Raw genomic sequence first — 11,688 nt, 5'->3', positions numbered from 1 at the left:
TCAGACCACCCGCTCCAGGACGGCACGGGCCTCGGCCAGCAGGTCGGGGCCGCGCCGCTCGCCGTACTCCGCCTCGATCCGGGACATGAGGCCGGGGGCGATCCGTTCGGCGTGCGCGGACAGCGCCGACCACCGCATCGTCGGGGTGAACTGGTTGTAGGCGAACCGCTCGGCGAGCACGAGCAGCCGGACCGCCTCCCCGGTGGGCAGCGCCCCCTTCAGCAGGCCCCAGACGCCCATCCCGGCGAGCACCATCCCCGCCATCGGATAGTCCCTGAAAGCGCGGTCCGGATCGAACACCGACAGGGCGTTGGCCCGCAGCGACTCGAAGAAGTCCGCACCGTCGTCGCCCTCGCCGTACTGCGCGAACGCCGGGAGCGCGATGACCTCGCCCAGGACGGTCCACGGCGTGAAACCGTCCGGCGAACCCTGGACGCGCGGGTTCCCGAGCCTCTCGGCGGCCTCGCGGTAGCGTCGCAGTCCCCCGGCGACGTCGCCGTCGGCGAGGGCCAGCTGGGCTCTGCCGACGGCGACCGAGAGGACCTCGCCGTAGGTGCCCTGGGGCGGGAGCGCTTCCAGGTCTTCGATCATCTGCGCGGCCTCGTCGCGGCGGCCCTCGGCGAGGGCCACCATGGCGAGGTTGGTGCGGATCTGGACGGAGTCCTCCACCGCTCCGAGGCGTTCGAGCACCGGGAGCGCCTCGGCGGCGTGCCCGGAGGCCGCGGCGGAGTCGCCGGAACGCGCGTACAGGCTGGCCAGCTGGGTGTGCAGCACCGCCCGGTGCCAGGGACCGCCGTCCTCACCGATGAACTGCAGGGCGGCCCGGGCCGCCTCGATCGCGCCGGCCGGGTCGCCGGCGTTCTCCAGGCCGTGGCTCAGCCAGTGCAGCGCGATCCCGCGGATCAGGGGGTCGGGGTCGGCGGTCAGCTTGTCGAGGCCGTCCTCGGGGTCGGACGCCGTGGTGAGCAGGGCGGACACCAGCGCCCGGATGGGCGGGTTCGCCGAGTCGGCGCCCAGCTCGGCCAGCATCCGCGCCAGCGGCCCGACCTCTTCGGAGGAGACGATGACGGTGTTGAGCAGTGCGATGGACAGGGCCATCCTGGTGCGGTCGAGGAGCCGGGGCGGCGGCGTCCAGCCGGTCAGGGTGGCGGCGACGGCCGGGGTGAGGACGATGCTGCGCGGATGGTCCCCGCGGATCGACCAGTAGCCGCTCAGGGTGGAGAACAGCACGACCACCGCTTCCGGGTCGGGCTCGGCGACGGCCTCGCGCATGATGTCGCCGAGGTTCGTCTCCTCCGGACGGAGCCGGTCCATCGCGTCGACCTGCTCCGGCGAGTACAGCCGGACGCCGTGCCGGTCGGCGAAACCGACGGCCCAGGCGCGTACGGCGGCCCGCGCCTCGGCGGTCTCGCCGGCCGACTCCAGCCGCATCCGGCCGAACTCGCGGACCGTCTCGAGCATGCGGTAGCGGACGCCGTCGGCCGTCTCCACGACGGTGAGCAGGGACTGCTCGGCGAGCTCCTCGATGTCGCCGAGAGCGTCGTCGCCGAGCACCTCCTCCGCCGCGTCGAGGGCGAAGCCGTCCGGGAAGGCCGAGAGGTGGCGCATGGCCCGGCGCTCCCGCTCGCCGAGGAGGTTCCAGGACCAGTCGATCACCGCCAGCAGCGTCTGGTGACGGGAGGGGGCGCTCCGGTCGCCGCCGCGCAGCAACGCGAACCTGTCCTCCAGCCGGCGGGAGATCTCGGCCGGTGACATCACCCGCACCTTCGCGGCGGCCAGCTCGATCGCGAGCGGCAGGCCGTCCAGGCGGGCCACGACGGCGCGCACGTCATCCTCGTCGAGGCGCACCCCGGGCCGGGCCGCGGTCGCGCGGTCGCGGAACAGCTCGGCGGAGTCACCGGTTCCCAGCTGGGGCAGCGGGTAGACGCGTTCGGCGGCGATCGCCAGCGGCGAGCGGGTCGTGGTGAGGACGCGCAGCTCCCGCGTGGTCGCGGCCAGATAGGCGACCAGGTCGGCGACCGCCTCCACCAGGTGCTCGCAGTTGTCGAGCACCAGCAGCGCCGGGGCCAGGTCGAGCTGCTGGGCGATCCGGGCGCGGACGTCGGCGAGCTGCCGCGGGGTGAGCGCGCGGCGTCCGGTCACCGAGTCGCGGACGCCGAGCGCCGAGCCGACCTCGCCGACCAGGTCCTCGGGCGCGGTCACGCCGACCAGTTCGACGAAGTGCACCACCGGCTGCGGGGCCCCGCGGGCGACGGCATGGGCGAGCCGGGTCTTGCCGAGCCCGCCCGGACCGAGGATCGAGACCACCCGGGACGTGGCGAGCAGTGCCCGTACCCGCCGGAGGTCGTCGTCGCGGCCGAGCAGCGGGGTCGCGTCGAACCGCACGCCGGCGCGTACGGGGCTGTCGAGCGCCAGCAGCTCGCGGTGGACCCGCCGCAGCTCCGGGCCGGCGCCGGCGCCGATCCGGTCGCGCAGGTCCGACCGGTAGCGCTCGAAGCGGTCCAGCGCGGCGCCCGTCCCGCGTACCGCCGCCTCGCTGCGCAGGAGGTCGGCGAGCAGCCCTTCGTCCTCGGGCCGGACACGCACGGCCTCCTCGAGCACGGACAGGGCGGGGCCGTGGTCGCCGCTCCTGCTCCGGGCCCGGGCGAGCACGACCCGCGCGGACGCCAGGTCGCGTTCCGCACGCCGGCGCACCTCGGCCAGCGGGCCGCCGCCCTCGGAGGTCAGCGCCCCGACGCCCAGGGCGAGCGCCTCCTGCGCCGCCGCGGCGGCCGCGGCCGGATCCTCCACGAGCAGCGCCCGCGCCCGGCCCGCCAGAGCGTGCAGCCGGACGGCGTCGACCCGATCGGGCGGAACCTCGAGCCGGTAGCCGCCCCCTTCCGTGGCCAGCGCCTCCGGCCCCACGACCGACCTGGTACGGGACACCAGGACCTGCAACGCCTTCGCCGGATTGGCCGGCTCGTCGTCCCCCCACACCTCCGTGACGAGCCGGTCCGCGTGCACGGTCCGGCAGGCGAGCGCGAGGGCGGCGAGCAACGCCTGAGCCCTCTCGCCGACCACCGGCTGCCCCCGCCACCGCACGCCGTCGAGCAGGCTCAGGTAGATCGGCATGGCCCAAGTCTAGGCTCCGCCGAGTCGTCCGGCCCGGGCCCGCGGACCCCGGAGCCGGTTCTTCCAGCCGGTGCTTCCGGCGGCCTGTCCTTCGAGTCCGACAGTCCGCAGCGGCTTTCGCTTGTCTGCGTGAGCTTGAATGCGGTGGGTCGGCCGGATGGGGTGCGGCGGGTGTACGGCGGGCGGCCCCTCGGCCGGGAAGATCCGCGCGCCGATTGATCAGGACGCGCCGGGCGCTCTCAGTCCGGAGCCGGAGGCGTCGTGCGCCTGGTCCCGGATCAGCGGCGGATCGTCTTGCAGAGAACGATGTTCCTTACTTCGGCCGCCTCAGGCTTGGGCGGCCCCGTGCCCGCGGGGGTGTGATCGGCGTTGTGCCGGTTCCATTCCCCGCTGAGTCCGGCTTCGTAAGGACGGCACGTGGCCTCGTATTCCGCGTTCGACACCCACGAGTCGAACGGGGTGGACGCTCCGGCGACCGGCAAGGTCAGCAGAGCCGCAGAAGCAGCGAGGGCGCGTTTAACCGATCTGGTCATATGGGCTCAACCTTCCGATGGCCGGGCTATCTGACGACATCGCAGCGGCCGGGTGGCGGAGTGCCGACGGATAGATCATCCCGGAGTCGGAGCACCCCTGCCGGAGGCCGCTCGCGAGCGGTCGGACCGTTCCTCCGGTCCTCCGAAGCGCGGCGGCATGGGATCGGCGGCATCATGACGACGAGCAGAAAGGGCCGTGCCGCGTAGGCGCCCCTCTGCGGTTCGCCCGCGAAGCTCGTGGTGCAGAACCCACGGACCCTCAATCCACCGGGTCCCCGGACTCACGGCCCGGCCCGTGGCCGCGGTCATCGCCCTTGAGCACACGGTCCTGCAACCGGGGAAACGGCGGCGACGCTCATGGCCTGGACCCGGGACGTCATTCCCGGGACGACGGCTCAGCTCCCGCCGACATGCTCGTGTCCCGGATGCCCATGGGAAGACGATCCACGTGCTCCACGAACAAGACAGGGGACATCACCCGGTTCGACGTCGGTGGAGGGTACATCGATGCCCTCCACGCGGTCGGCGGTGATCCACCAAAATGCTGATCTCCTTCGGTCCCTCCTGAGGGCCGTAGGAGGGAGCGACCGAGGAGTTTCGCCGGGCGCATGCGGAAGGGCGGACGGTCCTCGTGGCGCGCCTCCGGATGAAGTGCGAGAGAAGAGACGCAGGGCCGGTGCGCTCGCAGCCATGCTGATCGAGAACGGTGCCCAGGCCGCATGGATAGTGTGCGGGCCGTATGCCGTGTGTCGTCGACCCGCTCGGAGAAGCAACGGGCCGGAGCCGGGGCAAGACGGAGTGACCTGCCGGAGGAACGGTCCCGGCCTCCTGAGTCGTCGGGGCGGCGGGAAAGGGTGTGCGTTACACGCCTATGCACACCCCTGTACACCCCCGGCCATCCCGTCCTGGCCCGCTCCGCGTGTCATCCACTTGGCTTGGATCATGCCGTGTCCGGTGTTCCCGGGACGTGGCACTTGCTCGCTTTATAACGTCCACGTTATGAACTGGGGAGAGGTGTAACTGGAACCGGAGATCGATGAGTGGTTTGACGCGCTTGATCAGGATGACCGGGAAACGGCTGCCTTCTACGTCGACCTATTGGCCGAGCGTGGCGTTCTGCTCGACGAACCCTGCACTCGTCAGCTTCGCGGCAAGCTCCGAGAGTTGCGGTTCTACCTTCACCGGGAGGCGGTACGGATCACTTACTGGATCGCTCCGGGAAGGCGGATCATCATGCTGACGGTGTTCCGCAAGCGGCGGATGCGTGAGTCCGCCGAGATCGAGCGTGCGTGGCGGGCCATGCAGCGGTGTATCGCTGAGGCCCACACCGCAGATGAGGAGTGAGCAGCATGGGGGAGCGCGGGGCTTGGGCCGGCAAGAAGGCCGACATCATGAACCGTCCCGGCGCGGGGGCGGCGTACGAGGCGGCCAGAATCCGCTTCGAGCTTGGTGAGGCGGTGCGGCTGCGACGTGAGCAACTCGGGCTGACCCAGGCCGAACTGGCCGAACGTACCGGGTTGAAGCAGCCGGCGGTAGCGCGATTCGAAGCGGGAGGAACGATGCCGACCATCCCGATGCTGGAACGCCTCGCAGAGGCTTTGGAGATGCGGTTGAGCGTCCAGTTCCAGCCCTTGCGTGAGGCGAGTTGATCTCACCGGAGCGGCCCCAGGAAGGATCAACGCCGGGGCCGGGGTTTGGTTCCCGACCTGGGCCTTCAAGCTTGGAGCGGGTGACGGGAATCGAACCCGCGCTGTCAGCCTGGGAAGGCTCTAACGATCTTGGTCGCTGAGCTGGGGAAACGCTGACCTGCGGGGGAGCGCTTCGGCTCCCCTGATTCCCCGTGAGCCGCCTTTGATCACTCTTCTGACGGGCACACAACGGGCACGGAGGTAACCCCGTCACGGGTGGTCTCCGGCATTGCGCCGCCCCTCCCCGCAGGGGTACGGCTCGGCGACGGAGGATCACGCCCGTCTTCGTGTGTCCCTCAGCCGGTGGCCATTCCTCGATCATCGGACGCCAACGGTCACAGGCGGGCTTGAGTCGGAGGAGCCGGGCTGCTGGGCTCCGCCTGGGATGAGGCGGGCGGGACGATCAGGCTCCACCTGAGCCATCTACGGTCGTCGGCTCGGTGAATCGCGATCATCCCGGAGCCGAGGCCCCCGCCGGAGGCTGAGTGGCCCCTGTTTTGTGTGTGTGTGTGACGATCGAAGGGTGGGCCCTGACGAGCGTCTAGCCCTGGTAGAGGCGGCGCGTATGCAAGCGCAGGCGGCCAGGAAGCGGGCTGCGGAGGCTGCGGTACGGCTTGCTGAGCTGAGGAAGAGGCAAGATGCCCTCGCCGAGCGTGTGGCCCGTTCCGAGGCGCGCAGGCAGCAGGCGGAAATCGATCGGGCGATGGCTGAGACGCGGGTGGTGCAGGCGCATTTGTCGGCGGCCGAGGCGCATGAGCGGGCGGCGTCCTGGTTTGAGGTGTTGGCCCGGGTTGAGGACGCGGTCTCGTATCAGGGGCGAGCTGATCGGCATCGCAGGGCTGCATCGGAGGATCGGCGGGCGGCCCGTGAGTATCGGAGTTCGCCGACGGAAGCGCCGATCGAGTAGGAGCATGGCCCGGAGTGGAGCGGCCGGCGCCGATCCGAAGGACGCCGCAGGCGCCGTGTAGCGGTCGGGGCCGGTGGTCGGAGCGAACTGGCGGGCGGCGGTGCGGGTCTGGATGCGGCGCGTCGGTTGGGTACGGCGCGTCGCGCCGCCGCCCTTGACCTGGAGGCCCGGACGGTCGTCGTGAGGGCCACCACCGAACTCAAGGACGGCTCGGTGACCACCGGTCCGCCCAAGTCGGCTGCGGGTCTCCGTACGGTGGCCTTACCTGAAGTGATGATCACCGAACTCCGCGCGCACCTGGAGAAGTACACCGCCGATCACGATGAGGCGTTCGTCTTCCTGGGGCGAAGGGGGCCATGCTCCGCCGGCCGACGTTCAGCCGGATCTGGGCCAAGGCGCTCAAGAGTGCGCAGATCTCCGGGGTTCACTTCCATGATCTCCGCCACACGGGCAACACGTTCGCCTCGCAGTCGGGCGCGACGCTCCGCGAGCTGATGAACCGGATGGGGCATTCCACCACCCGGGCGGCGTTGATCTATCTGCACACCGAGAACGACCGAGACCGGAAGATCGCCGACAGCATGGGCAGGCTCGCCGAGGACGCCCTGAAAGACGAAGATCAAGACGGATCGGGCACGTAACGGGCACGGAAGATCGAACAGCCTCGGAAAACAATCAAGGCCCGGGTCGGGATTTGCTCCCTGACCTGGGCCTTGGTGTGTGGAGCGGGTGACGGGAATCGAACCCGCGCTGTCAGCTTGGGAACCGGTTACTGATCATGCCGGACTGAGCTGGGAAAACCGGGGCGCAGGTCAGAGCGGGCCGGTTGACCGTGGGTCCCCGTGAGTGACCGTGGTTCCCCGCCCGTTCTGGCACGCATCTGGCACGAAGCTTTGATGTCAAGACACCGCTGATACGGCAGTTGGACTGGGGCAAGCGCAGACGCTTACGTAGACTCAGGGGTATGACTGCCGGGCACGCGCACGAGGAACTCCACCATCTGGTCGATCGGCTTTCTCCAGACCAGGCGCGTCGTCTGCTGCGTCTGGTGAAGACGGATCCGGAGTTGGCTGAGACCGTGGATGAAGAGATCGATGAGCCGGTTCGGCGTCGGCGGTTGTCGATCGCGGGGATCGGTGCCTCTGGTGAAGGGGATCTGTCGGAACGGGTCGAAAATCTGCTGGCGGAGCGGTTCAATCGGTCGGTGTGACCCCCACGCTTCTGGACACCGGCCCTCTGATCGCCGTCGTCGACCGAGATGACAAGCACCACGCCTCATGCGTACGTCTCTTGGAGGAACTGGAGGGGCCGCTGCTGCTGCCCTCGACGGTTCTCATCGAAGCCGGTTGGACGATCAACAGGCACATGGGGGCAGCCGTACACGCCCAGTTCCTTGATCTCGTGACGGAAGAGTTCGAGTTGGTCGATCTCTGCCCTGCTGACGTGCGGCGTATGGCCGAACTCGTCCGGTTCTACAAAGACGCGCGTCTTGATCCGGCGGATGTTTCTGTCCTCGCCATCGCTGAGCGGTTGGATGTCACGCAGATCGCGACGCTCGATCGCCGAGACTTCACTCTGATCCGGCCCCGGCACATTCCGGCGTTCAGGCTGCTGCCGGCCGTACTCGCTTGAGAGGTTTTGGAGCGGGTGACGGGAATCGAACCCGCGCTGTCAGCTTGGGAAGCTGATGTTCTGCCATTGAACTACACCCGCAGCGGTGAACCGCGTCCACCACTGTAGCGGATATTCGCCGCGCTCTCGCCCTCCCCGGACTCGGGAATCGCTGCGAATGCGGGGGCGGGGCGTTGGTAGGTTGCCCACGTGCTGCTTTCCGATCGTGATATCCGAGCCGAGATCGAGGCCGGGCGGGTCAAGCTTGATCCGTTCGACTCGGAGATGCTCCAGCCGTCCAGCGTGGACGTGCGGCTGGACCGTTACTTCAGGGTCTTCGAGAACCACCGTTATCCGCACATCGATCCGGCGACCGAGCAGCCCGACCTCACGCGGCTGGTCGAGCCCGACGGGGACGAGCCGTTCATCCTGCATCCGGGGGAGTTCGTCCTGGCGAGCACCTACGAGGTCATCAGCCTGCCCGACGACATCGCCTCGCGGCTGGAGGGCAAGAGTTCGCTCGGCAGGCTGGGGCTGCTCACGCACTCCACGGCCGGGTTCATCGATCCGGGGTTCAGCGGGCACGTGACGCTGGAGCTGTCCAATGTCGCGACGTTGCCGATCAAGCTCTGGCCGGGGATGAAGATCGGTCAGCTGTGCCTGTTCCGGCTCAGTTCGCCGGCCGAGCACCCTTACGGGTCGGAGCGGTACGGCTCTCGCTATCAGGGGCAGCGGGGCCCGACGCCGAGCCGTTCGTACCTGAACTTCCATCGCACCCGGATCTGAACGAGGTCAGCCCGGGCACGAGCAGGGCCGCCAGCGGCAGCAGGGCGGTGGCGGCGCTGGCGGCCAGGAAGACGTCGCGGCCCATGAGGTCGGCGAGGGGGACCGTCAGGGAGAGCGCGAGCGGGGTCATGCTCAGCGCGGCCATCCATTCGAGGGAGGCCACCCGGGCCTGACGGTCGGGCGGGACGGTGCGGAGCATGCCGAGGATCCACTCGATGGCGGAGATCTCCAGGCCGATGCCGGCCAGCAGGTAACCGGTGAAGACCCAGCCGGGGACGATGGGCTCCATCAGGACGAGCGGCACGAGCCCGTACGGCACGAGCGCGACCATGGCGACCAGGCCGGGGCGGCGCGGGGTCAGGCGCATGGCGATCATCGCGCCGATCAGGCCGCCGAGGGACAGGGCCGCCAGGGTGAGGCCGTACATGCCCTCCAGCGGTGACTTGTACGGAGAGACGGTGGTGACCGGGAGCAGCACCTGCGCGGGGGCCACGATGAGGGTCTGGTGGAGCGCGGTGACGGAGATCACTGTGGCCATCCAGGGCCGGCGCGACACCTCCGCCACGCCCTCGCGGATCTCCACCGAGACGGGCAGCCGCTGCTCATGGGCCGCCGGGGGTTCCTGCACGTGGCGCAGGAGCAGGGCGCTGGCCGCGAAGCCCGCCGCGGCGAGCCAGAGCGCCGCCCGCGAGTCGTGGACCATGACGGTCAGGGCGCCCAGGGCCGAGCCGGCGGCGGCGCCTAGCCGCCAGGAGGCGCTGGTCAGGCCGATGCCCGTGCGGTGCAGGCGGATCGGCAGGACCGAGGCCAGGCAGGCCTGGAAGGCCGGGCGGAAGAACGCCTCGGTGCCGCCGGCGAGGAAGATCGCCAGGCCGAGGACCAGCGGTGGAGGAGCGGGCCAGAAAGCGACCGCGGTGACGATGAGCAACAGGGAGCACTGTGAGGCCGTCATCACGGTCCTGCGGGGCAGGCGGTCGGCCCAGACCCCGCCGAACACCGCGAAGGTGACCAACGCCACGAGGCGTCCGGCGAGCACGACGCCGACCACGGAGCCGCCGTGGCCGCCCTTGAGTAACGAGACCACCACGGCGATGGGGAAAATGTGGTCGGCGGCGACAGAAGCCGTCAGACTGAACCAGAGCAGGCGGAACGGGCGTTCCCGCCATGCTCCCCGGACCCCCATATGTGACCAGTATTCGGCATAACATGGTCAAAAACCAGCAAATCGGTCACCGGAAAGATGTCGTCAAGCTCTGCCCGCCGTGGTGTCGCCAGGCATACGGAGGGTAGCCACAAAGCGAAGAGCGGACGTCTAGCGGGTGAAGTTCGCATTTCCGCTGGTAACCCTTACTCTTCTCTGCGGACCATCCCCGCACATCTGGAGAACGACGTGCGCCTGCGTCTCACACCTAGTGAGGACAGCTACTACGGCTTGTTCGCCGACTCGGCGAACAACCTCGTCACAGCGTCCCGCCTGCTGGTCGAGATCATCAGTGACGGCTCGGACAGGGAAGCCCTGGCCGAGAAGATGCGTGCCTGCGAGCACGCCGGTGACGAGCGCACCCATGCGATCATGAACCGGCTGAACGAGAGCTTCATCACACCGTTCGACCGCGAGGACATCTACCGCCTCGCGGCCAACCTCGACGACGTGATGGACTTCATGGAGGCGGCCGCCGACCTCATCGTCCTCTACCAGATCGAGCACCTCCCCAAGGAGGTCGTCCGGCAGGTCGAGGTCCTGGAGCGCGCCGCCGAGCTGACCGCCGAGGCCATGCCCCGCCTGCGCTCGATGAAGAACCTCAACGAGTACTGGATCGAGGTCAACCGTCTGGAGAACCAGGCCGACCAGGTCTACCGGCGGCTGCTGGCCCGTCTCTTCAGCGGTGAGTACGACGCGCTCACCGTGCTGAAGATGAAGGAGGTCATCGACCAGCTGGAGGAGGCCGCGGACGCGTTCGAGCACGTGGCCAACACGATCGAGTCGATCGCGGTCAAGGAAAGCTAAGTGGATCTCTCGCTCGCCCTGGTCATCGGCGTGGTGGTCGTGGCACTGATCTTCGACTACACCAACGGGTTCCACGACGCCGCGAACGCGATCGCGACCTCGGTCTCGACCCGCGCGCTGACCCCGAGGGCCGCCCTGTTCATGGCCGCGGCCATGAACTTCCTGGGCGCCCACCTGGGCACCCAGGTGGCCCAGACCGTCGGCAAGGGCATCATCGACGCCCCCGAGGGCTCACACGGCCTGGTGATCGTGTGCTCCGGACTGATCGGCGCGATCACCTGGAACCTCATCACCTGGTACTTCGGGTTGCCCTCCTCCAGCAGCCACGCCCTCATCGGCGGCCTGATCGGCTCGGCGCTCGCCTCCGCGAGCGTCATCCACTGGGACGGCGTACTGGAGAAGGTCGTCATCCCCATGATCCTCTCCCCGCTGGTCGGCTTCCTGCTGGCCGGATCCATCATGATCGCGATTCTGTGGATCTTCCGCCGGGCCAACCCCGCCAAGGCCAACCGCGGCTTCCGCCACGCGCAGACGCTCTCTGCGGCGGCCATGGCCCTCGGCCACGGGCTGCAGGACGCACAGAAGACCATGGGCGTCATCTTCCTGGCGCTCGTGGTCGGCGGTTACGCCCAGGAGGGCGACCCCATCCCCCAGTGGGTCATCCTGGCCGCCGCGGCGGCGATCTCGCTGGGCACCTACGCCGGCGGCTGGCGCATCATGCGCACGCTCGGCCGCCGCATCATCGCCCTGGACCCGCCCCAGGGGTTCGCCGCGGAGGCCGCCGCCTCCAGCGTCCTGTACGGCGCGGCCATCGGCTTCGGCGCGCCGATCTCCACCACCCACACCATCACCAGCGCGATCATGGGCGTGGGCGCCACCAAGCGCCTGTCGGCCGTGCGCTGGGGCGTGGCCGGCAACATCGTGACCGCCTGGGTCCTCACGATCCCGGCCGCCGCGCTCGTCGCCGCGCTGTCCTACTACGCGCTGCACTGGATGGTCGAGTAGGCCGGCACCGGAGGGTCCCGGCGGAGCCGCCCGCTCCGT

At 69.5% G+C, this 11,688-nt stretch carries 10 protein-coding genes and 1 tRNA gene; 8 read left to right on the top strand and 3 right to left on the bottom strand.

All coding sequences use genetic code 11. The features are described 5' to 3' along the window. Entirely contained in the window at positions 1–3,111 is a 3,111-nt protein-coding gene (locus Pta02_RS24745; protein ID WP_203877315.1) for an ATP-binding protein, read from the bottom strand. A 1,553-nt stretch (positions 3,112–4,664) separates the two neighbouring features. Between Pta02_RS24745 and Pta02_RS24740 the strand changes: the two genes are divergently transcribed. The 5 genes from Pta02_RS24740 (at position 4,665) to Pta02_RS24720 (ending at position 7,871) form a co-directional block, all read left to right on the top strand. After that, on the top strand, positions 4,665–4,988 hold the full coding sequence (locus Pta02_RS24740) for a type II toxin-antitoxin system RelE/ParE family toxin (protein WP_307837497.1): 324 nt from the start codon (positions 4,665–4,667) through the stop codon (positions 4,986–4,988). Positions 4,989–4,993: 5 nt separating this feature from the next. Beyond that, positions 4,994–5,293: a helix-turn-helix domain-containing protein gene (locus Pta02_RS24735; protein ID WP_203877314.1), complete on the top strand. Its 300-nt coding sequence runs from the start codon at positions 4,994–4,996 to the stop codon at positions 5,291–5,293. 1,302 nt (positions 5,294–6,595) lie between these two features. Further along, positions 6,596–6,880 carry a tyrosine-type recombinase/integrase gene (locus Pta02_RS24730; protein ID WP_203877313.1) on the top strand — a complete coding sequence of 95 codons (285 nt, stop codon included), beginning with the start codon at positions 6,596–6,598 and terminating at the stop codon, positions 6,878–6,880. 323 nt (positions 6,881–7,203) lie between these two features. Beyond that, positions 7,204–7,449, top strand: coding sequence for a hypothetical protein (locus Pta02_RS24725; RefSeq protein ID WP_203877312.1), 246 nt, complete (start codon positions 7,204–7,206; stop codon positions 7,447–7,449). Next, the gene (locus Pta02_RS24720) at positions 7,446–7,871 is read left to right on the top strand and encodes a type II toxin-antitoxin system VapC family toxin (RefSeq protein WP_203877311.1); all 426 of its coding nucleotides are present in this window, start codon (positions 7,446–7,448) and stop codon (positions 7,869–7,871) included. Before Pta02_RS24725 ends, Pta02_RS24720 begins: the two co-directional genes overlap by 4 nt. A 7-nt stretch (positions 7,872–7,878) precedes the next feature. Here the strand turns inward: Pta02_RS24720 and Pta02_RS24715 are convergent. Next, positions 7,879–7,952 (bottom strand) — tRNA-Gly (locus tag Pta02_RS24715). Between the two features lie 108 nt (positions 7,953–8,060). Here Pta02_RS24715 and dcd point away from each other — a divergent pair. Next, positions 8,061–8,636 carry a dCTP deaminase gene (dcd, locus tag Pta02_RS24710; protein WP_203877310.1) on the top strand — a complete coding sequence of 192 codons (576 nt, stop codon included), beginning with the start codon at positions 8,061–8,063 and terminating at the stop codon, positions 8,634–8,636. Here the strand turns inward: dcd and Pta02_RS24705 are convergent. Further along, the gene (locus tag Pta02_RS24705; RefSeq protein WP_203877309.1) at positions 8,521–9,819 is read right to left on the bottom strand and encodes an MFS transporter; all 1,299 of its coding nucleotides are present in this window, start codon (positions 9,817–9,819) and stop codon (positions 8,521–8,523) included. The two genes, dcd and Pta02_RS24705, sit on opposite strands and share 116 nt — an antisense overlap. 207 nt (positions 9,820–10,026) lie before the next feature. On the opposite strand from Pta02_RS24705, the gene Pta02_RS24700 reads away from it, so the two are divergent. Together Pta02_RS24700 and Pta02_RS24695 are read left to right on the top strand one after the other, a co-directional pair. Beyond that, positions 10,027–10,644 carry a DUF47 domain-containing protein gene (locus Pta02_RS24700; RefSeq protein WP_203877308.1) on the top strand — a complete coding sequence of 206 codons (618 nt, stop codon included), beginning with the start codon at positions 10,027–10,029 and terminating at the stop codon, positions 10,642–10,644. Beyond that, the gene (locus Pta02_RS24695) at positions 10,645–11,649 is read left to right on the top strand and encodes an inorganic phosphate transporter (RefSeq protein WP_203877307.1); all 1,005 of its coding nucleotides are present in this window, start codon (positions 10,645–10,647) and stop codon (positions 11,647–11,649) included. Positions 11,650–11,688 lie beyond the last annotated feature (39 nt).

Origin of the sequence: Paraplanobispora takensis, from assembly GCF_016863195.1 — a bacterium.
Taxonomy (GTDB): domain Bacteria; phylum Actinomycetota; class Actinomycetes; order Streptosporangiales; family Streptosporangiaceae; genus Planobispora; species Planobispora takensis.
Note: the sequence above shows the minus strand (reverse complement) of the source record. Positions and strands in the feature narration are given on the sequence as shown.

What these genes read in the sequence shown, in the direction of transcription:
- Pta02_RS24745 (WP_203877315.1), bottom strand. Translation starts at nt 3,111, where the DNA reads ATGCCGATCTACCTGAGCCTGCTCGACGGCGTGCGGTGGCGGGGGCAG.
- Pta02_RS24735 (WP_203877314.1), top strand. Translation starts at nt 4,994, where the DNA reads ATGGGGGAGCGCGGGGCTTGGGCCGGCAAGAAGGCCGACATCATGAAC.
- Pta02_RS24730 (WP_203877313.1), top strand. Translation starts at nt 6,596, where the DNA reads ATGCTCCGCCGGCCGACGTTCAGCCGGATCTGGGCCAAGGCGCTCAAG.
- Pta02_RS24725 (WP_203877312.1), top strand. Translation starts at nt 7,204, where the DNA reads ATGACTGCCGGGCACGCGCACGAGGAACTCCACCATCTGGTCGATCGG.
- Pta02_RS24705 (WP_203877309.1), bottom strand. Translation starts at nt 9,819, where the DNA reads ATGGGGGTCCGGGGAGCATGGCGGGAACGCCCGTTCCGCCTGCTCTGG.